This is a genomic window from Pseudoalteromonas sp. SCSIO 43088, assembly GCF_023650795.1.
In the GTDB taxonomy this organism is placed as follows: Bacteria; Pseudomonadota; Gammaproteobacteria; order Enterobacterales; family Alteromonadaceae; genus Pseudoalteromonas; species Pseudoalteromonas shioyasakiensis.
In genome coordinates this window covers 2379475-2401327 of the sequence record NZ_CP072675.1, presented here as the reverse complement: position 1 = coordinate 2401327, position 21853 = coordinate 2379475, and the positions used below count along the sequence as shown (strand labels likewise).

The 21853-nt window shown below is 41.4% G+C and carries 18 protein-coding genes; 10 read left to right on the top strand and 8 right to left on the bottom strand.

The window, feature by feature from the left end; translation table 11 throughout:
* Nucleotides 1-5: 5 nt before the first annotated feature.
* Nucleotides 6-1349 (bottom strand): aminodeoxychorismate synthase component I, encoded by a 1344-nt coding sequence (gene pabB / locus J8Z28_RS11070; protein ID WP_250659427.1) that lies wholly within the window; start codon nt 1347-1349, stop codon nt 6-8.
* Nucleotides 1350-1530: 181 nt separating this feature from the next.
* Between pabB and J8Z28_RS11065 the strand changes: the two genes are divergently transcribed.
* The 6 genes from J8Z28_RS11065 to J8Z28_RS11040 all read left to right on the top strand — a co-directional run bounded on the left by J8Z28_RS11065 (nt 1531) and on the right by J8Z28_RS11040 (nt 12534).
* Nucleotides 1531-3057, top strand: coding sequence for a fumarate hydratase (locus J8Z28_RS11065; RefSeq protein ID WP_054551614.1), 1527 nt, complete (start codon nt 1531-1533; stop codon nt 3055-3057).
* Between the two features lie 401 nt (nt 3058-3458).
* On the top strand, nt 3459-4499 hold the full coding sequence (locus tag J8Z28_RS11060; protein ID WP_054561789.1) for a Leu/Phe/Val dehydrogenase: 1041 nt from the start codon (nt 3459-3461) through the stop codon (nt 4497-4499).
* Between the two features lie 133 nt (nt 4500-4632).
* A complete protein-coding gene (locus tag J8Z28_RS11055; protein ID WP_054561788.1) occupies nt 4633-5289 on the top strand; it encodes a CatA-like O-acetyltransferase in 657 nt (218 codons plus the stop codon).
* Between the two features lie 131 nt (nt 5290-5420).
* Nucleotides 5421-8327 carry a ligand-binding sensor domain-containing diguanylate cyclase gene (locus J8Z28_RS11050; RefSeq protein WP_250659426.1) on the top strand — a complete coding sequence of 969 codons (2907 nt, stop codon included), beginning with the start codon at nt 5421-5423 and terminating at the stop codon, nt 8325-8327.
* A gap of 90 nt (nt 8328-8417) precedes the next feature.
* Entirely contained in the window at nt 8418-9242 is an 825-nt protein-coding gene (locus J8Z28_RS11045) for a M90 family metallopeptidase (RefSeq protein WP_250659425.1), read from the top strand.
* A 106-nt stretch (nt 9243-9348) separates the two neighbouring features.
* Nucleotides 9349-12534, top strand: a complete 3186-nt coding sequence (locus J8Z28_RS11040) for an amidohydrolase family protein (protein ID WP_250659424.1) — start codon at nt 9349-9351, stop codon at nt 12532-12534.
* Nucleotides 12535-12588: 54 nt separating this feature from the next.
* Here J8Z28_RS11040 and J8Z28_RS11035 read toward each other — a convergent pair whose 3' ends face one another.
* Nucleotides 12589-13131 carry a TetR/AcrR family transcriptional regulator gene (locus J8Z28_RS11035; RefSeq protein ID WP_250659423.1) on the bottom strand — a complete coding sequence of 181 codons (543 nt, stop codon included), beginning with the start codon at nt 13129-13131 and terminating at the stop codon, nt 12589-12591.
* A 99-nt stretch (nt 13132-13230) separates the two neighbouring features.
* Between J8Z28_RS11035 and J8Z28_RS11030 the strand changes: the two genes are divergently transcribed.
* On the top strand, nt 13231-13707 hold the full coding sequence (locus J8Z28_RS11030; RefSeq protein WP_055021517.1) for an HPP family protein: 477 nt from the start codon (nt 13231-13233) through the stop codon (nt 13705-13707).
* Nucleotides 13708-13737: 30 nt separating this feature from the next.
* On the opposite strand, the gene J8Z28_RS11025 is transcribed toward J8Z28_RS11030, so the two are convergent.
* Nucleotides 13738-14115, bottom strand: coding sequence for a hypothetical protein (locus J8Z28_RS11025; RefSeq protein ID WP_250659422.1), 378 nt, complete (start codon nt 14113-14115; stop codon nt 13738-13740).
* Nucleotides 14116-14265: 150 nt separating this feature from the next.
* Between J8Z28_RS11025 and J8Z28_RS11020 the strand changes: the two genes are divergently transcribed.
* The gene (locus J8Z28_RS11020; RefSeq protein ID WP_055196862.1) at nt 14266-15018 is read left to right on the top strand and encodes a Nif3-like dinuclear metal center hexameric protein; all 753 of its coding nucleotides are present in this window, start codon (nt 14266-14268) and stop codon (nt 15016-15018) included.
* Between the two features lie 4 nt (nt 15019-15022).
* Here the strand turns inward: J8Z28_RS11020 and J8Z28_RS11015 are convergent, their stop codons facing one another.
* Both J8Z28_RS11015 and J8Z28_RS11010 read right to left on the bottom strand, forming a co-directional pair.
* Nucleotides 15023-15787: a YdcF family protein gene (locus tag J8Z28_RS11015; protein ID WP_250659421.1), complete on the bottom strand. Its 765-nt coding sequence runs from the start codon at nt 15785-15787 to the stop codon at nt 15023-15025.
* Between the two features lie 55 nt (nt 15788-15842).
* Nucleotides 15843-16730, bottom strand: coding sequence for a LysR substrate-binding domain-containing protein (locus tag J8Z28_RS11010; protein WP_054551603.1), 888 nt, complete (start codon nt 16728-16730; stop codon nt 15843-15845).
* A gap of 362 nt (nt 16731-17092) precedes the next feature.
* On the opposite strand from J8Z28_RS11010, the gene J8Z28_RS11005 reads away from it, so the two are divergent.
* Complete coding sequence (locus tag J8Z28_RS11005) at nt 17093-17737, top strand: dienelactone hydrolase family protein (RefSeq protein WP_239964791.1); 645 nt, start codon at nt 17093-17095, stop codon at nt 17735-17737.
* A 2-nt stretch (nt 17738-17739) separates the two neighbouring features.
* Entirely contained in the window at nt 17740-18564 is an 825-nt protein-coding gene (locus J8Z28_RS11000) for an alpha/beta hydrolase (RefSeq protein WP_250659420.1), read from the top strand.
* Here J8Z28_RS11000 and J8Z28_RS10995 read toward each other — a convergent pair.
* The 3 genes from J8Z28_RS10995 to J8Z28_RS10985 form a co-directional block, all read right to left on the bottom strand.
* Nucleotides 18561-19040 carry a YchJ family protein gene (locus J8Z28_RS10995; protein ID WP_055196855.1) on the bottom strand — a complete coding sequence of 160 codons (480 nt, stop codon included), beginning with the start codon at nt 19038-19040 and terminating at the stop codon, nt 18561-18563. The genes J8Z28_RS11000 and J8Z28_RS10995 overlap by 4 nt on opposite strands.
* Nucleotides 19041-19056: 16 nt before the next feature.
* Entirely contained in the window at nt 19057-19479 is a 423-nt protein-coding gene (locus tag J8Z28_RS10990; RefSeq protein ID WP_250659419.1) for a SulA-like leucine-rich domain-containing protein, read from the bottom strand.
* Between the two features lie 302 nt (nt 19480-19781).
* Nucleotides 19782-21707 (bottom strand): S9 family peptidase, encoded by a 1926-nt coding sequence (locus J8Z28_RS10985; protein ID WP_250659418.1) that lies wholly within the window; start codon nt 21705-21707, stop codon nt 19782-19784.
* Nucleotides 21708-21853 lie beyond the last annotated feature (146 nt).

Here is a 21853-nt window from a genome sequence, read left to right as displayed (position 1 = left end):
AACTTTTACTTTAATAAAGGCAGTATTTTATTTACTTTATCGTAAGTTTCTTGGTACTCCAAGTCGACCTTTGAATCAGCCACAATGCCACCGCCAGCCCAGCAATAGATTGCACCTTTGTGGCACACTAAAGTACGAATTGTGATACTGGTATCCATGTTGCCACAGGCACTCAAATAGCCAATTGAGCCGCAGTACACACTACGGCGATGTGGTTCGAGTTCTTCAATAATTTCCATAGCGCGAATTTTCGGTGCTCCGGTAATTGAACCACCCGGGAAAGCGGCATGAATTTGGTCAACGGCATCTTTGCCATCCGCTAATTCTGCGCGCACAGTACTTACTAAATGATGTACAGCCGGAAAGCTTTCAATGGCAAATAACGAGGGGACGGTGACACTACCTGGACGAGCCACTTTGCCTAAATCGTTGCGCAGCAGATCAACAATCATGACATTTTCTGCGCGGTCTTTTTCTGATTGTTGTAAACGAGTTGCTTGCGCTTGGTCTTGTTCAGAGCCAGCCAATCGAGGGAGCGTTCCTTTAATTGGCTTGGTTTCTATTTGGCCCTGATTAATCGAAATAAAACGCTCAGGGGAGATAGATAAAATAGCGCCATCAGGATGATTTATATAGCTTGAAAATGGTGCTTTATTGGCTTCTCGAAGTTGTTTATATGCTTGCCATGTTGAACCAGAAAACTCAGCTTTAAAACGCTGTGCAAGGTTGATCTGGTAGCAGTCACCACTTTTTAAATAAGCTTGAATTTTCTCGAACTTTTCGCTGTAGCTGGCTTGACTCATGTTTGATTGCCAGTCGCTTTGTAGCGCGAACTCTGCATTTGCTGGTGTTTCGTTTAGGTGCTGCTGATATAGCGCTAAGCGATTATGATTTGGCTGACAGACGTAAAACCAGCTTTGCTGTTGCTTATCATAAATAAGCGCATCTGGATAAAGGCCTACAGCCATTTGCGGCATGTTAATGTCGTTTTCGGCAGTACTTGGCATACTTTCAATCACACGACCTAAGTCATAACCAAAATAGCCAAGCCAACCACCTGTAAAAGGGAGGTTATTAGGGTTAGCTGTGTGATTAAATTCCTGAAGACCTTCTTTCATCAAGCTAAAACAATCACTTGATTGCGCCTTGCCGTCGATAAAGCATGTATTTTCGCGCACTTCTAATTGCTTTAATGGTGCAATAGCAATGATATCGAAGCGGCTATTTACATGCTCGCTATTGGCTGAATCGAGCAACACTGCATGGGGCAAATGAGCAAAATGACTAAATAGCGCGATGCAATCACCACTTAAATTTAATTTAATGCACAAATTTTCATCGTTTATCATCTACATTGCCCTGAATAACTAGCCCGAAACGGGCGAGGAGGGTATCATAAGTTAAATTTGATTGGCAGCGTTATGATTTCCTTTATAGTGATGCCATGACTAACCCGTAGAGTAAATCTTCGTCACCGGTTTACTCAGGATCACGTACAGCGCTACGCGATAAAAACTTAAGGAACCCGTAATGAGTACAATTCGTCAGCAAGACTTCATTGATAGCATTGAAGATGCATTGCAATACATTTCTTTTTATCACCCTCTCGATTTCGTACAAGCCTTAGAAAAAGCTTACAACAAAGAGCAAAGCAAAGCGGCAAAAGATGCCATTGCGCAAATTTTAATTAACTCTCGTATGTCTGCTGAAGGTAAACGTCCACTGTGCCAAGATACAGGTATCATTACTTGTTTCGTAAAAGTAGGTATGGATGTTAAGTGGGATAAAACAGACATGACTGTTCAGCAAATGGTTGATGAAGGTACACGTCGCGCATACTTAAACCCAGATAACCCATTACGTGCATCAATTGTTGCAGACCCTGCTGGCACGCGTAAAAACACCAAAGACAATACTCCATCAGTTGTTCATATCGACTTAGTGCCAGGCGCTGAAGTAGAAGTAATGGTGGCAGCGAAGGGCGGCGGCTCAGAAAATAAAACGAAAATGGTTATGCTTAACCCATCTGATGATGTGGCTGCATGGGTTGAAAAAACATTACCAACAATGGGTGCGGGCTGGTGTCCACCTGGCATGCTAGGTATAGGTATTGGTGGTACTGCAGAAAAAGCTGCGGTACTTGCTAAAGAATCATTAATGGATCCGGTTGATATTCACGAGCTTATTGAGCGCGGCGCAGAAACAACTGAAGAAAAAATGCGTATCGATATCTTCGAACGTGCTAATAAATTAGGTATTGGTGCACAAGGCCTAGGTGGTTTAACAACCGTAGTTGATGTGAAAGTTAAAACGGCACCGACTCACGCAGCATCAAAACCAGTGGTTATGATCCCGAACTGTGCGGCAACTCGTCACGTTCACTTCACATTAGATGGTTCAGGCCCAGCTGATCTTAAAGCGCCTAAACTTGAAGATTGGCCAGAAGTTACATTTGAAGTAGGTGAAGGTACACGTCGTGTTGATTTAAACACACTGACTAAAGAAGACACGCAAGAATGGAAGATGGGTGAAACGGTTCTTCTGTCTGGTACTATCTTAACGGGTCGTGATGCCGCGCATAAACGTTTACAAGATATGATCCAATCAGGTGAAGGTTTACCTGAAGGCGTTGATTTTGATAACAAGTTTATCTACTACGTTGGCCCTGTAGATGCAGTGGGTGATGAAGCTGTAGGTCCTGCTGGCCCTACAACTGCGACTCGTATGGATAAATTCACTGATATGATGTTAGAAAAAACGGGCATCATCGGTATGATTGGTAAAGCAGAGCGTGGTCCTGCAACAGTTGAATCAATCAAAAACAATAAATCTATCTACTTAATGGCAGTAGGTGGTGCAGCTTACCTTGTATCTAAAGCAATCAAGAAAGCACGTGTTGTTGCGTTCGAAGATTTAGGTATGGAAGCAATCTACGAGTTTGAAGTAGAAGATATGCCAGTAACGGTTGCTGTTGATAGTGAAGGCGCCAATGCGCATACGCAAGGTCCTGCTATTTGGAAAGCAAAAATCGAAGAACTTGATGGCAAATTAAAGTAACCATCTTGCAACTCTCTTGAAAAAACGGCGCACCTGCGCCGTTTTTTTTCAGCTCTGACCAGTCTCAGCTATTTCTCTAACATCTCTTTAAAAGCCGATTTTAATTGGCTTTATCGGCACATTCTTCTTGTCACTTTTTCTTTACGCTATACTTTACCTTTACGTTCACGTAATAAAGTTTGTGATGTTAACATTTTGTTTTGAATTAACAATGCTTAATGCGTACATTGATTGGTATATTTTTTCCATAAAGTGTTAGTTTTTGAGTTGTTATTTCGGTCTGAGAACTTTGCTTAGTTTTATCATCTCATTTAGTGGCAAGGGAGCAAACGAAGTGATAAAGTCTCGGCACTTTCAGCGCTCACACCCCTTAGGGTAAGAAAATTTCGGAGTATTTAACTGTGGCTGTATTTAATAAAGTCGACTTTGATAACCACGAGCAAGTGGTGTTTTGTTCAGATAAAGAATCAGGCCTAAAAGCTATTATCGCGGTTCACAATACCAAGTTAGGTCCAGCGGTTGGTGGTTGCAGAATGTGGAACTACACAACTGATGAAGATGCTGTTACTGATGCACTTCGTTTATCAAAAGGTATGACCTACAAAAATGCTGTGGCACGTTTACCATTTGGTGGCGGTAAGTCAGTGATCATCGGTAATGCTAAAGAAATTAAATCAGAGCAACTTTTCCGTGCATTTGGTCGCCAGTTAGAGCGTTTAAGCGGTAGCTACTATTCAGCTGAAGATGTAAACATCACTTGTGATGATGTGGCTATCATGAATAAAGAAACTAACTATGTATTAGGCCTTGAAGGTAAAAGTGGTAACCCTTCACCGTTCACAGCATATGGTACATTCTTAGGTATTAAAGCCGCTTTACAACATCAACGAGGTCATCAAGATCTTGCTGGTATCAAAGTAGCCGTGCAAGGTTTAGGTGCAGTAGCATATGGCCTTTGTAAACACCTACATGAAGCGGGCGCAACATTATTTGTAACAGATATCAACGAACAAGCTGTTGAGCGTGTTGTAAATGACTTCAATGCAACGGCTGTGGGTATTGATGAAATCTACGACTTAGATGTTGATGTGTATGCACCATGTGCACTTGGCGCAACGGTAAATGACACGACTATCCCGCGTTTAAAAGCAACAATTATTGCTGGTTGTGCGAATAACCAATTAGCAGAGTCTCGTCACGGTGAGATCATCCGCGAAAAAGGTATCTTATATGCACCAGATTACGTAATTAACGCAGGTGGTATCATCAACGTTTATTACGAAACGGCACCAGAAGGTTATAGTGCAGAAGCATCAACGAAACACGTTGAAGGCATTTTTGATACGCTAACAGAAATCTTTGCTCGCTCTGAAAAAGAGCAGAAGTCGACGCATTTAATTGCCGATGAACTAGCATTAGAAATCATCGAAAACGGCTTATAATTTAGTAAATCGATAAATTTACAGGTAAAAAGGTGCGCAAGTCGCACCTTTTTTGTCTCTGTTATTTATCGCATCAAGGTGACGAAGTCACGCAGGCTAGGTAAACTCGGCTTTTAAATCTCGAGGGCACCTAATGAAAACTCCATCTTGTGAAATCACACCTATCGATCTAGCTACTTGGCCTCGCAAACAGCATTTCGCTTTTTTCAAAGAATTTTCTCTGCCATATTTTAATGTATGTGTTTCACTCGATATGGCGGCTCTATATAACAAGTGCAAAGCAGAACCGTATTCCTTCTTTCACAGCTATGTTTACCTAACACTTGAAGCATGTCATGACTATGCACCAATGCGCCAACGTATTATTGATTCGTTGCCGGTACAACTGTCATCGGTAAGAGGAAGTGTGGTCGAGCTTGCAGAAGATGAAACATTTCGCTTTAGTTATTTTGAAAAACAAGCGTCGATGGCAGACTTTTCAAAACACGCTATTGCTGTGGGTAAAACAAGTAAAGCAAAACCATTTTTCTCTGATGCATTTGCTGCAACAGAAGGGCAGCCTGACCTTATTCATATCTCAGTACTTCCATGGTTAAACTTTAGCGGCTTCTCGCATGCTGTAAGTGAGGGGCATGGTCTTGGTATTCCTAAGTTTGTGTTTGGTCAATATGATTCACAAACTGGCAAGATGCCGCTTTCAATCGATGTGCATCATGCTTTGATGGATGGCTTGCATGTGGCGCGATTTGTGAAAATACTGCAAGAAAAAATTACGAATTTTTGTAATTGATTGTTGCTAAATGTCATTAAAGTGAGTAAAAATTGCAACTAATGTAGTATTATCTGAAGTTAGGGATGACTTTGGCTTCACAGAGCTACATCACTGAATAGAACGATAATAAATATCAGGGTTTTAGTTTTATGGTGCGGGTAGTTAGTTGTATTTTTCTTTTATTGAGTTTCAGCGTTTTTGCTGATTCTGCACGCCTCTCTTTAAGTGATTATTTTACAGAGACTTGGAGCACTCGCGCCGGCCTTCCTCACAATAGCATTAATGGCGTAACGCAAACCAAAGATGGTTACATTTGGATAGCGACTTGGGAAGGGCTTGCCCGTTTTAATGGTCGTGAGTTTAAACTTTTTACTCGAACAGAAATTCCTGGCTTACCTGATTCTGGCTTACGTAGCCTGATCCCGATGGAGAATGGCGATTTATATATCGTGGGTGCTCGTGGCGGTATTGCGCTTCGTTCACAAGGGGGGTGGCGAGCATTACCTAGTTCATCAGCCATGGTTAATCACGCGCTCGTTACTGAACAAGGTGAGCTATGGCTGGCACTTGAAGGACAAGGCATTGTGTATCGAGCCTCTGAAACTGCCACTGAGCAAAAACTGCTTGATAAGCTAAGCGCCTATCGTCTTTTACAAGACAAAACAGGGACTATTTGGGCTGCCACCAGTGATGGTCTTTATCAAATAAAGAATAAGCAAGTTAGTAAGGTCAGTGAAGACTCTGGGCTCCCTAATGCCTCTGTGTTTACCTTATTACTAACTGAGTCAGGCACTTTAATTGTCGGCACTGAAAAAGGCGCATGGCAAAAGCAAAACGATAAGTTTGTTGCTATTAATCCTGTCCTTAACAACGAATCAATTGCCAGCTTACTCGAAGATGCGCAGGGCGATTTGTGGTTTGGCACCATCAATAAAGGGGTGTTCAGACTCAGCAGTTTAGGCCTTGAAAACTTAGCCGCAGATGATGGCTTACCCAACAACCGTATTTTATCTTTGCTGCAAGACCGCGAAAAAAGTATTTGGGTTGGCACGAATGCCGGATTATTTCGCTTGCGTGAAGCGCCATTTACAAACTGGAGTCAAAGCCGTGGGCTTGCATCTGACTATGTGCGTACCGTGTTATCGCATTCTGATGGCAGCTTATGGGTGGGCAGTAGTAATGGCTTAAATCGTATTGAAAATGGCAAGCTCAGCACCCTCATTCAAGCTTATGAAAAAGATCCGCTATCCGTATTAAGTTTAACTGAAGATAAGCAGGGCGGAGTATGGGTTGGTACTTACACTGCCGGTTTAATGAAAGTGGTTAATGGGCAAATTTATCCCGTAAAAAACCGCAGTAATGGCCTGATCAGCAACGAAGTTCGCGCTGTGTTTTTTGATAAAGCGGATAACTTATGGATTGGCACCGCCGGTGGTTTAACCAAAATAGACCCTGCTGGGCAAACTGAATTATTCACCACCGAAGATGGCTTAATTGGTGATTTTATTATGGCTCTTGTTGAGGATGACCATGGCAGGTTATGGGTCGGCACGGGAGTGGGTGTGTCCATTTATGACCCAGCGACAAAGCAGTTTAAAACACTCGAGTTTCCAAAGCAGTTCAGCACTGAATATGCATTCGGCTTTTACTTAGATGGCGATAAAATGTGGCTTGCGACCGATAGAGGTCTCGTTCGTTACAATCTCAGTACAGATAAAATGAGTTTGTTTGGTCGAGACCAAGGTTTACCGGTCGATAAGCTGTTCCAAGTCATAGAGCAAGGTGATTCATTGTGGCTGACCAGTAACCGCGGTGTTATTCAAGTGAACAAAGCTCAGCTAGTTGCACTGTTAGATAACCCTGAAAAAGTTCAACCAATGAGCGTTTCGATGCAGCTTTATGATGAAGGCGATGGCATGCTAAGCGCGCAAGCGAATGGCGGTTCAAACCCTGCTGCTGTGCTTCATTCAGATGGTCAAGTATGGGTTGCAACAGCCAAAGGCGTCGCTATTGCGACACCAGAACGCTTAAAAGAAGCCAGTAAACGCCGTTTATCGACGGTTATTGAAAGCTTTGAAGTCGATGGCAAACCCATGACTTTACCTGTTGGTAATGAGGTTTTGAGTTTACCTGCTGGTGTTTCTCGTGTTTCGTTTAACTACGCTGGGCTAAGTTTTATCATGCCTGGGCGGTTAAATTACCAAACTCAACTAAGTGGTTACAATCAACAATGGGTAGACAGGGGGCGCTTGGCCATTACCGAGTACACCAATTTACCACCAGGTAAATATACCTTTAAAGTGCGTGCAGGTTACCCAAATAGTGACTGGCAAAATAATGAGCAAGTTCTGCGTTTTAAAATTGCCCCTTATTTTTGGCAAAAAACCAGCTTTAAGTTATTTGTCTTAGTTGCTGTGCTTTTTGCTGCTTATGCCATTTATAAATACCGCTTATATCATTACAAGCGCATTGAAATTGAGTTAACGGAAAAAGTTGAACAGCAAATGCATGATTTACAAACGCAAGCGGATGCCTTTGCTCATTTAGCGAATCATGACCAATTAACGCAATTACCGAATAGACGCGCTTTCGATATGTGGCTGTCTGAAAACTTTAGTCAGTTCCAACGTGATAATAAAACGCTCAGTATTGCGATTATGGATATTGATCACTTCAAACTGATTAATGACAATTTCTCGCACTTAATTGGTGATAAAGTGATTTGTGAAATTGCTCGTTTGCTGCGTATGAATTTCCCTGATGAAGGCTATGCGGCGCGTTGGGGTGGTGAAGAATTTACCCTGTTGTTCCCATACAAAAATGCTGAAGAAGCCGCAAGATTGTGTGAAATTATCCGTTTAGAGATAGCGGGTTACGATTTCTCAGAATTAGCAGATAGTCTTTCTGTAACGGTAAGTTTTGGTGTAGCAGATAACGCGCAAGTTGCTGATTATGACCGCTTGCTATCACATGCCGATAACGCTTTATACAATGCGAAGAATAACGGTCGAAACCAAATTTTTATTTATAATCAAGGCTGTATTACGCTCGATTAATCAGCTTTTCAAATAAAAATGTGTGTAAACAATTGATCTTTTTTTGTTTGCACACATTAAAGTATCAAGATTGTTTTTTAGGCGATAGTAATGCTTAACCTGGTTTTGATACTTTTTTTAATAATTTTTGTTGTGTGTTACTGGCGCTGGGACGATATCCGTAATCACTTTTGGCAGAAAAAATACCTTAATAACTCCCTCAATGTTCAGCAAAAAAATCTGCTGTTAAAATATATGCCTATCTACCGAAAGATGACGGATGCCGATCGTGAAAAGCTGGAGCGTCACATCGTTTGGTTTTTAAATGAAAAACGCTTTATTGGTTGTGATGGTCTTAAGCTTAATGATGCAATGAAGCTGATTGTAGCGGCAGATGCCTGTGTTTTAGTGCTTAATAAACCGTGGCCATTGTATCGTAATGTAAAAGAGATCCTTTTATACCCAAGCGCGTATTATGCCCCGCAAACTTCTCGTGATAATGCTGGGCTTGTGAGTTATCACAATACCGTGCGTCAAGGTGAATCATGGCCTGGTGGAACCTTGGTATTGAGTTGGCATGATGTCCTTGAGGGGAACCGCTTACCAAGTGATGGTCATAATTTAGTATTTCATGAATTTGCCCATCAGCTCGACCAAGAAACCGGTAAAGCCACGGGTACACCACTGCTTTCGAGTAACGAAGATTACCAAAAGTGGGCAAAAGTATTTAGCCGCGCGTTTAATCAACTCAAAACCCATTTAGCTTATGGCATGCCTCATGTTATTCATAGCTATGGCGCGACCAATGAGGCAGAGTTTTTTGCTGTTATCACCGAAACCTTCTTAGAAAAACCCGCTGAACTCAGACAGTTTGACCCAGAAATTTATCATTTACTGGTTGGCTTTTATCAGTTTGATCCGATTGCGTGGCATTAGTCGACTATTTACGTCTGTTTAACACGAATCACTGGAATCTTGCTATGCTATTTGGTGCAATCTTAAAAGTGTGCATATAAGCAAAACAATAAAAAGTGAGATTTCAATGAAGAAAATGCTTCATACAGCGCTCGCTGTATCTATTTCACTTGCTCTAACTGGGCAAGTGGCGGCAGCTGAGCAATCAAATGACAACAAATGGCAGGTGGACGCACCAAAAGGCCAATTCCTAGACGCTAAAATTAGTGTTGAGCAGGGCACGTGGATGAACGTAGATATTAGCCCTGATGGTAAAACAGTGGTGTTTGACCTACTCGGCGATATTTATACCATGCCAATGTCGGGTGGCACTGCAACGCAATTAACCAGTGATATTGCATGGCAAATGCAACCACGCTTTAGCCCTGATGGTAAGCACATTGCGTTTACTTCAGACCAAGGAGGTGGCGATAACATTTGGGTTATGGATTTAAATGGTGAAAACCAAAAAGCCGTAACGAACGAAACATTTCGTTTGTTAAACAGCCCAGCTTGGAGCCCAGATGGTGACTACTTAGTTGCGCGTAAGCACTTTACTGCAAGCCGCTCTTTAGGGGCTGGTGAAGTATGGCTCTACCACAAAGCGGGTGGTAAAGGTGTACAGCTAACCGCACGCGAAAACGACCAAAAAGACTTAGGCGAGCCAATGTTCTCACCAGATGGTCGTTATGTTTATTTCTCTCATGATGCAACGCCGGGTAAAACATTCCATTACTCTAAAGATTCTGTAGCGGGTATTTATAAAATTAAACGCTATGACCGTGAAACCGGCGAAATTGAAACAATTATAGATGGTATGGGTGGGGCTATTCGACCAACACCTTCACCAGATGGTAAAAAGCTTGCGTATATCAAGCGCGATGATTTCCAAACAAGCTTGTACTTATATGATCTTCACACCGGTGAGCATACCAAGCTGTATGGCGAGCTTGAGCGTGATATGCAAGAGACATGGGCAATTCATGGCGTATACCCAACAATTGCTTGGACACCAGATAACGAACAGCTGGTCTTTTGGGCGGGTGGTACCATTCATAAGCTAGATGTAGATGATAAGTCTGTCTCGACTATTCCATTTAAAGTGGAGACCAATAAGCAAATTCAAAAAGCGGTGCGTTTTACACAAAACATCGATAGCGATAATTTTGATGTGAAAATGCTGCGCAATGTACAAATTTCACCGGATGGTGAAACGGCTATTTTTGAAGCGCTAGGGCATATTTATAAACGTGATTTAGAGTCTGGCAAAGTAAAGCGCCTGACTAAGCAAGACGACCACTTTGAATTATTCCCGCAGTTCTCTCGTGATGGTAAGAAGGTTGTTTACACCACATGGGATGATAACGAACAGGGCTCAGTACGTGTTGTATCTGCGCGAAGTGGCCGTGGCGATACCATTACTAAAGAGCCGGGTAAATATGTAGAGCCAACTTTCAGCCCTGATGGCAAAACAGTTGTTTACCGTAAAGCGTCTGGCGGCAGTATCCTTAACCCAACATGGTCATTAGAGCCAGGCATTTACTCAGTAAGTGCTAAAGGTGGTAAAGCGACGCTAATCACTAAATCAGGATATCAGCCACAATTTGGTGCAGCGAATGACCGTATTTATGTGATGAGCCCTTGGCCGAAACCAACATTAAGTGTTGTTGAGCTTGAATCAAAGCAAGTTCGTAAACTTTACGAATCAGAACATGCTACAGAGTTTAGAGTATCACCAGATGGCCAATACTTAGCGTTTGCAGAGCGTTTTAAAGTATTTGTTACGCCATTTGTTGAGCGTGGCAAAACCATTAATATTGGCCCGAAAGATAGCCAATTCCCAATTGAGCAGCTTTCTGTTCGCGCGGGTGAAAACATCAGCTGGAGTGGCACAAGCGATAAACTTTATTGGAGCTTAGGCCCAGAGTTATATCATGCAAGCTTAGCGGGTTTATTTGATATTAACCAAAATGCAGAGACTGACTTTAAAGTTAAAAGCGGCGATAACATCGGTTTTACAAAAACCATGGCGGAGCCTAAATCAATCTTTGCGTTAACTGGTGCGCGTATTATCACCATGAACGGTGAGCAGGTCATTGAAAACGGCGTTATTGTTACTGATGGTAAGCATATTAAAGCGGTTGGTAGTAAAGACAGTGTTGCTATTCCTAAAGGCGCAGAAGTAATTGATGTAACTGGCAAGACAATTATGCCGGGTATTGTTGATGCGCATGCGCACGGCTCACAAGGCAGCGATGAGATCATTCCACAGCAAAACTGGAAGAACTTAGCTGGCTTAGCGTTAGGTGTGACAACGATTCACGATCCATCAAACGACACCACAGAGATTTTTGCTGCAAGCGAAATGCAAAAAGCAGGCATGATTGTCGGCCCTCGTATTTTCTCAACGGGTACCATTTTATATGGTGCAAATATGCCAGGTTATACATCGCATATTGACTCGTTAGAAGATGCTAAATTCCATCTTGAGCGTTTAAAGAAAGTAGGTGCGTTTAGTGTTAAATCATATAACCAACCTCGTCGTGAACAGCGCCAACAAGTTATTGAAGCAGGTCGTGAACTTGAAATGATGGTTGTGCCAGAAGGCGGTTCATTACTGCAGCACAACTTAACTATGGTAGTTGATGGTCATACGGGTATTGAACACTCAATTCCTGTTGCCAATATTTACGATGATATTCGCCAGCTTTGGTCTCAAAGCGATGTGGGTTATACGCCGACACTCGGTGTAGCTTACGGTGGTATTTGGGGTGAAAATTATTGGTACGACAAGACGGATGTGTGGAATCACCCACGCTTAAGTAAGTTTGTACCAAAGAATCAGCTTTTACCTCGCTCAATGCGTCGTGTTAAGGCGCCCGATCATCACTATAACCACTTTAACAATGCCCGTGTTGCTAAAGAGCTGCAAGACTTAGGTGTTTTAGTAAACCTTGGTGCTCACGGTCAACGTGAAGGTTTAGCGGCACATTGGGAAATTTGGATGTTTGCGCAAGGTGGTATGACACCACTTGAAGCAATTCGTGCAGCAACCTTAGATCCTGCTAAATACATTGGCCTTGATAACAACATCGGTTCTCTTGAGCCAGGTAAACTTGCCGATTTAATTGTTATTGACGGTAACCCGCTAACTAACATTCGTGATACAGATAAAATCGATTACACCATGATCAATGGTCGTTTATTTGATGCTGCAACCATGAACGAAGTGGGTGAGAAAAAACGCGAAAAGTTATATTTTGAAAAAATCTAACATAGCAAAAATCTAAACTGAAAGCGGCCATTGCGCCGCTTTTTTATTGTTAATTTATTGTTTTAAATGAGGAAAATGTTTAATTCCAACTAGTTTTGCTTGGCAGATCATGCCCTCTACAAGCGTCATCAAATAGTGGCTGTGCGAGTCTAGCTGCGAACTTTCCATGTTATTACACGCTGATAAACGCTGTTTAATTAACTGCTGGACTGCCATTTTATGCTCTTTGCAGGCTTGGTTAATTGGGCTTGTAGGATCAGCAAACTCAGCGGCAGTGTTAATAAATAAACAGCCATTGAAATCACCTAATTCAGTCACTTCAGAATTAAACCAAGCTTCATGGCAGCTGATCAAAGCGACTTTAAATTCTTCAATAGTGGTTAGCTTGCTGGTGGCATGCGTTAACCAATTTAAAAATCTGTTATGTCGCTCACTAAGGCAGGCTAATAATAACTCATCTTTACTTGCGAAATGATGGTACATGGTTTTTTTGGCGACACCCGCCACACTAATAATTTCGTTTATTCCTACACTATGAATGCCTTTTTGATAAAAAAGTGACAGGGCGGTCATAATAATATGTGTTCGTTTATCCATAACAAGGTCTCATTAGGTGACTAAAGATAGCTTGACAGAAGTAGACCGATTTGTCTACCATTTGCTGGTAGACAAATCGGTCTACCTGTTGGAGGTTTTATGGAGAATAAAGTAAGCAAGGCGGCCATTGCGGGTATATTTGCTTGTATGGCAATTTTTGTGTTGGCCTATTTACAGCAATTAGGAAGTTATGGTGTGTGGTTAATGGCTCCATTTGGAGCAACTGCGGTGCTGGTATTTGGTGTGCCACACAGCCCTTTAGCTAAAGCGAAGAATGTTATTGGTGGGCACTTTTTAACTGCACTAATCGGCGTTGTTTTTGTAAATTATGTCGGTGTAGGGCCTGTTGAAATTGCTATAGCTACAGGGTTGGCAATAAGTCTTATGATGTTGACAGATACCGTACATCCCGCTGCAGGCGCAAACCCAATTTTGATAATGCAATCTATGCAAAGCTGGGACTTTTTAGTGATGCCTGTATTGATTGGAACCGTATTTATAGTGTTGTTTGGCCATGTTAGCCAATGGATTATAACTAGCCAAATGAACAGCCATAAAAAAACCGCTAACGAGTAGCGGTTTTTAAAATTGCTAAGTGTAATTTGATTACACAACACCACGCGGTAAACGACAATCGTGGTCTTTTTCAGCTAGGTTAACAATCCAAAGCTCTTCAGCTTTGTAACCGTCATCGTTTGCTGTAACAACAGTGAACGATGCTTTCTTAGCTGTTTTAGCCGGTGCAGCGGTTTTAGTTTTGGTTTTTTTCGCTGGTGCTTTAGGTGCTTCTTCTGCTTTAGGCTCAGCTGCTTTACCAGAAGTGAGCTCTTCAGTCAGCGCTGCAACATCAGCAAGGCGCATATTTTTGCCACCGTCGATGCTATACCAACCAGGTTTTGTTGTGATTTCAGGTTTCTTACCATTCGCTGCTTCGTATGCTGCTTCGAAGGCATTTAACACTTCTGTTTTGTCTAGTTTGCTCATCAGAGACCCTATACGTTGTAAACACAGATTAAGAATATATATTTATACCTATTTTCAGCTTACTTTTCAATTTTTTGCGATTTTCCTTCCATTTTTCACTCATAAACGCCAAAATTTGCACAAAATAGAGGGTTGAAGGACGATTTTTATATGCAACGCAAACAATTTACTCAATTATTAAACGACATTCTTAAACCTGATTCTATCGCTGACTTTTGCCCAAATGGCTTACAAGTTGAAGGTGCGAGCGAAGTAAAAAAGATAGTGACGGGTGTCACCGCTAGCCAAGCATTGATTGATGCCGCTATTGCAGAAAATGCAGATACTATTTTGGTACACCATGGTTATTTCTGGAAAGGGGAATCGCAGCCAATCACGGGCATGAAAAAGCGCCGTATTGCAGCGCTTTTAAATAATGATATTAACTTATATGGCTATCATTTACCGCTAGATATACACCCTGAAATTGGTAATAACGCGCAACTGGCTAAGTTACTCGATATTGAGTTCACAGGTGGGCTTGAATCTGGCCCAAATAGTGTGCCGGTAAAAGGCCGTTTAAAAACACCTTTAAGTGGTGAAGAATTTACCGCCAAAATAACCCAAGTACTTGACCGTGCACCATTAACTAGTTTGGTAAGAAAAGAGAAAATCGAAACCATCGCTTGGTGCACAGGTGGCGGACAAGGGTATATTGATTTAGCGGCAGCTCAAGGTATTGATGCTTATCTTACAGGTGAAGCCTCTGAGCAAACGATTCATAGTTCACGCGAGCAAAGTATCGACTTTTTTGCAGCAGGGCACCATGCGACTGAGCGTTATGGCATCAAAGCCTTAGGCGAGCTTTTAGCTCAGCAGCATGGTTTTGATGTAACGTTTATCGATATCGACAATCCAGTCTGATGTTCTACAGCGCCTCTGGATCAACCCAGCGGCGCACACCCACCCATGCACTGCCAATTTTCTCATGCGCTACTCTGGTCACTGCAACAAGTACTGCAATGTTAGGTATAAACTGTTTGTACGTTGGATACTGACTAAAATCTTGAAAGTCGGTTGCCGCTGGGATCACATCAATGCCTTGTGCATTAAATAAGTCTTTAGCTCGCGGCATGTGGCTCGCTGAGGTGACTAAGGCAGTTTTTTTATCGACTAAATAAATGGCAAGTCGTTTCGCCTCTTCTGCGGTGTCCATGGCGAGAGGGTTTTGTTTAATTCTCGTTGCAGAAATACCTAACGCTTTTGCTGTCTCAAACATGAGCTGGCTATTGGTGGTATTAGCAAAGCCGCCTCCTGATACATAAAGGGTGGCATTTGGATAGTGATGGGCAAGCTTAACACCTTCAAGTAATCGAGCAAGCGCGCAATCGCCTAACTGGTGGTTTGCTTGAAGGCGCGAGTTGGGCATTATTGAGCAGCCAAGTACCACAATGTTATCGAGTTTAGGGTGTTTCGCTTGTTTAAATTGCCAAGCTGGGTTATTGCTTGCAGCTATCAGTGATTGACCAATAAATGGCGTGCTTATCAGCATTAAAGTTAAAATACTAACAAAGCCAAAATAGAGTGCTTTGCGTTTATGTGCAATGGCTAAAAATACCATCACTAAAGTAAGAAGCCCGAGCAAAGGCAGGGGCATTAATAATGAGCCAATGATCTTTTTAATTTCAAACATGTATCAACACTATTGTTTGTAACAGATGCAGCTATGTTAGTTATTTTGCCTAGCTTTAGCGACCGTTATTTTGCTTACATGTATTTAAAAAGTGGCGATAAACTGGGTTATCTTTCATATTCTTTTTCATCGCTAAATACATAGGGCGAGTAAGGCCTAGTGCACCTAACGGAATAGACTTAATGAGCCCTTGGCTTTCATAAGGGGTGACTAGCCAGTCTGGTAATGCTGCAACCCCCATACCTGCACTCACTAATTGAAATATCAATAAGCCTTGGTCAACCGTTTTAAGCGTGCCATCAAAGCGTGCATTTTGAATAAAATGTTTAAAGATGTCTTGGCGCTCACGGGGAATAGGGTACGAAATAATTGTTTCGTTCTTTAAATCAAGGGCGGTGACATAGGCTTTTTTAGCCAACTCATGATCCGGTGCAACGATTAGTTTCAATTTAAAATCAAACAGGTGAGCATACTCAAGTTGATCGGGTTCACGAATATCAGAAGTCAGCACTAGATCTAATTCATCATTAATTAAATCTGGAATGGCGTCGTAACTAAAGCCGCGCTCGTAATCAATTTTAATATCAGGCCAAAAATTATTAAATTCTTTGATGGTTGGGAGCAACCAATGAAAGCAGGCATGACACTCAACGCTTAAACGTAAATTTGAGATTGGCTGGTTAAGGCTTTCTTTTAACCGACATTTTGTTGCCTCAACACGAGGTAATACTTCATTAGCAAGCTCCAGAAGTAGCATACCTTGCGGAGTAAAACGCACAGGCTGTGTTTTACGTTCGAACAGCTGGCAATCTAACTTATTCTCGAGATCTTTAATTTGATGCGATAAAGCCGATTGAGTTAAAAACAACTCACGGGCGGTATTGACCAAAGAGCCTGTTTCTTTAAGGGTCGCTATGGTTTTTAGGTGCTTTATATCAATCATCTTTAAAAAATCTCATGGAAAATGTGAGTCTAACTCAGATTACGAACATACTACGCCTTAGAATTTATTTTTTCAACGTCTAGACGTCTAAAACCTGCAGTTATTTTAACTGCTTTTTTACAATACGCCTTTTGATAAATAATTGACAGCGTTATCATGTGGTTTTTTGTAGTTTAACTATGAAATTCCATGAATTTACCTCAAGTTGAAACTTGAAGTTTAAATCGTGATACAGCTTGCGATTAGTAATTTGATTTTTAATTAAAATTACTGAGAGTAGGGTTTAGTTTTTTGCTAAGATATTATTTTTTAAGGTGTTATTATCTTCTATTAGGTGTAACGTGATTTTTAAAGGGATGCTTGTGATACGTACCGTACTTTTACTCTGTGCATGCTGGGTTTTGCCTGTTTGCGCTGGCACTATCTACAGCCAGTTTCCAACAGAGATTGACCCGCATGGTCACTATGTTTTTTATTCACATGGTTTTATCGTTGAAGGGACAAACCCTAAGCCTGTTCACAAAACCTTTGGTGTTTATGACTTTATTGCAGTAAAAGAAGCACTGGCAGATGAGAGCTATCATTTAATTGCCTATCACAGGCCAGAGGGCACTGAGCCATTTACGTTTGCGAAAAAGCTCGCTGTAGATGTTGAAGCATTGATCAGTGCCGGTGTTGCTGAGTCGAACATTAGTTTGGTTGGTTTTTCACGGGGCGGGGCATTGTCGATCCTAGCAGCCAATGAACTTAAGCGTACACATATTAACTTAATTATATTGGCAGGTTGTGCAGGCCTTATAAAAAATCACACATCAGTTAAGGCTTATGGCAAGGTGTATTCTATCTTTGAGCGCTCAGATCAGGTTGGCTCTTGCCAATTTTTAATTGATAGAAGTGACGTAACCAAGTTCGAAGAATTAAGCATTAATACAGGGCTCTCCCATGGCGCATTTTATAAACCAAAAGATGAGTGGCTGTTACCAATTAAGAAGTGGTTAAAGGATTAACTATGCCTTATATATTGCTCGTTTTGGTGATCAGTGTTTTGGGCGTGACCTCCGTAAGCTATGCTGAGCCGTTTACTTTGCCACATACTAATACTGTGTTACTTAAAGATAAACATACCGAAAACGAATACCCCATTACGATTAAATTGCCACGCAGCTACCAAAAGCAAAACCAGAAGCGCTACCCAGTTGTTTACCTGTTAGATGCAAACTACAGTTTGCCAATTACCTCTGGTGCTAGTCGCTTTATGATGAATTCGGGGACTATAGAAGAGGTAATTATCGTTGCAGTAGGATATCAAAAAGGTGTATCAGGGCTTGATAGCCGTATTTATGACTATACGCCATTTGAAGATAAAAATTGGCAGCGTAAAACTGGCGGAGCAAGTCAGTATCTAAACTACCTAAAACATACTGTATTGCCTTATATTGAGGCCGACTTCAGAACAACCCAAAAAAGTACGTTAGTCGGTAACTCACTTGGCGGTTTATTTGCGGCTTATACCTTATTCACTGAGCCTTCGCTTTTTTCAAATTATATTATCGGCAGTCCTTCAGTGTGGTTTAAAGAAAACTCAATATTAGCTATGGCTGTAAAACCAGCTGCCAACACAACAAAAGTTTACATCGCAGTGGGAGAACTTGAAGAAAGCGAAGGTGAAAAAATGGTGTCGGGCGCAAGGCAATTAGCAGCTAAAATTAATAAACATAGCGGCGCGCTGGTTACAACAAATTTATTTGTTATCCCTCAGGCACGCCATGCAACTGCATTCCCAACAACGATTACCCAAGCCTTAGACTGGATTTACCAGGTTAATGGTAATTAAAGAGCGTGACACTTTTTATATTTTTTGCCGCTCCCACAAGGGCACTCGTCGTTACGGCCAATTTTAATATCTGCAACTGGCGTTATATCACCATCTAAGTAACGCCATAGGCCATCTTCTTTAATAAAACGCGACTTTTCGTGTAACTCACAATACAAGTTTTGGTAAAAGTAATTAGCTTTAAATTCGACAAAACCTTCTTGATCATTATGTTCAGTATCTAAAACACTTAGCTTGGTAAAACGGCAGCTATTAGCAAAATCTTTAATTTCGCGAACAGGGTTAGCGGCTTGCTGGCTTTGTGCATAGGTACTGAATACATATTTCGCATCTTTCAGCGCGTATGCACTAAAACGAGAACGCATAAGTTGCTCTGGCGTATCAGCTTGGCTTGCACCTGTATGAAAAGGTTGGCAGCAAAGCTCGTAAGTCGATTCGCTGCCACAAGGACAAAGGGAGTGTGTGAGTGATGTCATAACAACTTACCTAAAACTATAAATTGTTTAATTGAGCGCTTTTTGTAAAACAATAAAACTTAGCAGATGCCTGCTCAAGGTTTAAGTTCATCGAATCAAGTTGATGATTGTTAACAATATCTGTCCATGTGATCACAGCAGCAAAATTACCGTTATGTAATGCTGAACTAAGAACATACTCAAGATTAACTAAATGTTTTTGTCTGATCACAAGAAGTTTGCTGGTATCAATCGAACACGAATCTAGTAAGGCTTTACTAGGAACATGATCAGGAGCAATTAATAGTGTCCATGCATTTTGGCTATTGTAATGATGCAATACTTTTAATAGCTCAAAGGTTGCTGATATTTCGTCTTCAATTTGAATTAAATTAACAGACGCTTTGTCGTTATCTTGTTGGTAGCTTTTAACTGTTCTTAAGGTAATTGGCTGTAACATAACTTTCACTCACTGGTTGTTTATACAGTATGTGTATACAGTAGTTTATACAGTGTTTTTGCGCAAGTACTTTTTTGCTATTTTTTAACCAATTATTCAGTTTTATTTTAGTTAATATTATTTAATTGTTATTAAACAGTTGCTTATGGTTTCATTTTGAAGGTTGGAAAAGGTGAAAAATTTACCATTAAATCCACACAGTATTTTATACAGTACTGTATAAACTGTTAAATTTTGATTCTATACAGGTGTTTTGCATAAAAAAGCCGGCATAATACCGGCTCTTTATCTTTGCAATTTTGCTATTTATCTAAGTAGGTATTTAAGAACTCAAGGTATGCATTTGAGGCTTTTATGCGGTTTTCTTTTTTAGTAAAACCATGGCCTTCATCATCGAATAATACATATTCAACAGGCACGCCATTTGCCTTTACAGCGGCAACAAGTTCATCGCTTTCAACTTGTAAAACGCGTGGGTCGTTAGCACCTTGGATCACCATTAATGGCTTGGTGATGTTTTTAGCATGAAATAGTGGCGAAATGGCACGGTGACGTTCACCGTCTGTCGCTGGGTCGCCCATTTCATCATACAGTGCCTTTTTAAAGCTTTCCCACCATGGTGGAATTGAGTTTAAGGTTCTAACCCAGTTTGTTACACCAAATATATTAATGCCTACTTTGAACTCTTCTGGTTCAAAGGCAAGTGCTGCGGCGGTCATAAAGCCACCATAGCTGCCCCCCATGATGCCAATTTTATCAGCATCAACCCAATCTAGGCTTTGCAGGTGTTTTTTACCGTAAACAATATCTTGTAAATCGTCAGTGCCGTGTTTTTTATCATCTAAATGGAAGAAGGTTTTACCATAGCCTGAGCTGCCACGGTTATTTACTGCAAAAATGGCATAACCATGATTGACTAGATGCTGCTGCATTGCACTATATCCTGTGCGACTTTGGCCGCCAGGACCGCCGTGCACCCAAACTAAAGCTGGTACTTTGTTGTTACTATTAGCTTGCTTAGGCTTATATAAAACCCCAGGGATCTCTAAACCATCAAAGCTTTTAAAGCGCACAATTGTGCTTTCAACCAAGTCATTTTGATCAATGGCATCACTTAATGTGTTGGTTAATTGTTTAGCTTTTGATTCACCGAGTTGCCACACAAATAGGTTACTTGGCGAGGTATCTGAATTTAAATAAAACGCCATGGTCTTTTCATCAGCTGAAAAGTTCACACCACGTAAGTTACCAGCAGGCAGCGATGGCATGGCAATACCTTTACCTGTGGTGGTATCAATTATCGACACTTTAGTGCTTGCGTCAGCATTAACACCGCTTACTTGATAACGGCCAGATTTAGAGAAGTAAATAAAACTCACATCCCACTCATCTTTGAGGGCAGGGCTGTGCTCGCCGGTCGTTAAGTCATAGCGCCACACCTCTGCAAATTCACCTTTGGCATCGGTTGAGTAATATAATGATTTACTGTCTCTTGAGAAGGTTTCTGGGCCATACTTAGCGTCATCGTCATGACGGGTAATGAGCTCTGGTTTCAGTGTTTTCTTACGCGTATCGAGAATAAATACATCGCTGTCTTTGTTCGAATTGTTTTTCGATAAAGCAATAAAGCGGCCGTCAGGGCTGATTGCGCCGACATCTAGCCCCATAGTATTTTGATAAACAGGCGTTACTTCATAGCTGTTAGCATCAACACGATATAGGTCCATAAACTTAGCATCACGCTGATTGCTGGTTATAAAAAAGTGTTTACCGTCTTCTGTGAAGCCTGCAAATCCTGCACGGGTTTCTTCACCTGGCGTAAGATCTTTAACTGTGCCATCTGTTTCGCGAACGTAGATGTGATAACGCTCGTTACCACCAGAGTCTTTAGTAAATAGTACGCGCTCATCTTTAGGAAAATAAGCCACAGCATAAGTACTGTCTTCAAAGTCTGTTAAGCGGGTTTTTTGGGCGGTTTTTATATCTACTTCATAAAGGCTATAAATGCCGCTTTCGTCACTGCTAACGAGTATTTTGTCGCCTTTCGGTGAAAAGCTGCTGCCCATAATTGAGGTTGTATCAAAAAAGGTTTCAGCGTCGTACTGTTTAACAGTTTGGCTTTGTTGCACGCTTTCGGTGCTACTTGTTGATGGGGTTGATTGAGAACATCCTGCAAGCGCAAGGCTAAGCGCGCATGCAACGGCAGCTAGTTGAAAACTCGGTTTCATTGTAATTATTCCTTGTTAATTTTTCGTTATCAAGTGTTGCCTGTTCATAATCTAAACGCAAGTTTTACCCGTTCGATATTTGTTACAAATCATGTAAATAAATAGGGACATGAGTGTGCTACTATTTTTTCATTATTAAAGGAATA

Coding starts and splice junctions, on each gene's coding strand:
- pabB (WP_250659427.1), bottom strand. CDS start 1,349: ATGATAAACGATGAAAATTTGTGCATTAAATTAAATTTAAGTGGTGAT.
- J8Z28_RS11065 (WP_054551614.1), top strand. CDS start 1,531: ATGAGTACAATTCGTCAGCAAGACTTCATTGATAGCATTGAAGATGCA.
- J8Z28_RS11055 (WP_054561788.1), top strand. CDS start 4,633: ATGAAAACTCCATCTTGTGAAATCACACCTATCGATCTAGCTACTTGG.
- J8Z28_RS11050 (WP_250659426.1), top strand. CDS start 5,421: ATGGTGCGGGTAGTTAGTTGTATTTTTCTTTTATTGAGTTTCAGCGTT.
- J8Z28_RS11045 (WP_250659425.1), top strand. CDS start 8,418: ATGCTTAACCTGGTTTTGATACTTTTTTTAATAATTTTTGTTGTGTGT.
- J8Z28_RS11040 (WP_250659424.1), top strand. CDS start 9,349: ATGAAGAAAATGCTTCATACAGCGCTCGCTGTATCTATTTCACTTGCT.
- J8Z28_RS11035 (WP_250659423.1), bottom strand. CDS start 13,131: ATGGATAAACGAACACATATTATTATGACCGCCCTGTCACTTTTTTAT.
- J8Z28_RS11030 (WP_055021517.1), top strand. CDS start 13,231: ATGGAGAATAAAGTAAGCAAGGCGGCCATTGCGGGTATATTTGCTTGT.
- J8Z28_RS11025 (WP_250659422.1), bottom strand. CDS start 14,115: ATGAGCAAACTAGACAAAACAGAAGTGTTAAATGCCTTCGAAGCAGCA.
- J8Z28_RS11020 (WP_055196862.1), top strand. CDS start 14,266: ATGCAACGCAAACAATTTACTCAATTATTAAACGACATTCTTAAACCT.
- J8Z28_RS11015 (WP_250659421.1), bottom strand. CDS start 15,787: ATGTTTGAAATTAAAAAGATCATTGGCTCATTATTAATGCCCCTGCCT.
- J8Z28_RS11010 (WP_054551603.1), bottom strand. CDS start 16,730: ATGATTGATATAAAGCACCTAAAAACCATAGCGACCCTTAAAGAAACA.
- J8Z28_RS11000 (WP_250659420.1), top strand. CDS start 17,740: ATGCCTTATATATTGCTCGTTTTGGTGATCAGTGTTTTGGGCGTGACC.
- J8Z28_RS10995 (WP_055196855.1), bottom strand. CDS start 19,040: ATGACATCACTCACACACTCCCTTTGTCCTTGTGGCAGCGAATCGACT.
- J8Z28_RS10990 (WP_250659419.1), bottom strand. CDS start 19,479: ATGTTACAGCCAATTACCTTAAGAACAGTTAAAAGCTACCAACAAGAT.
- J8Z28_RS10985 (WP_250659418.1), bottom strand. CDS start 21,707: ATGAAACCGAGTTTTCAACTAGCTGCCGTTGCATGCGCGCTTAGCCTT.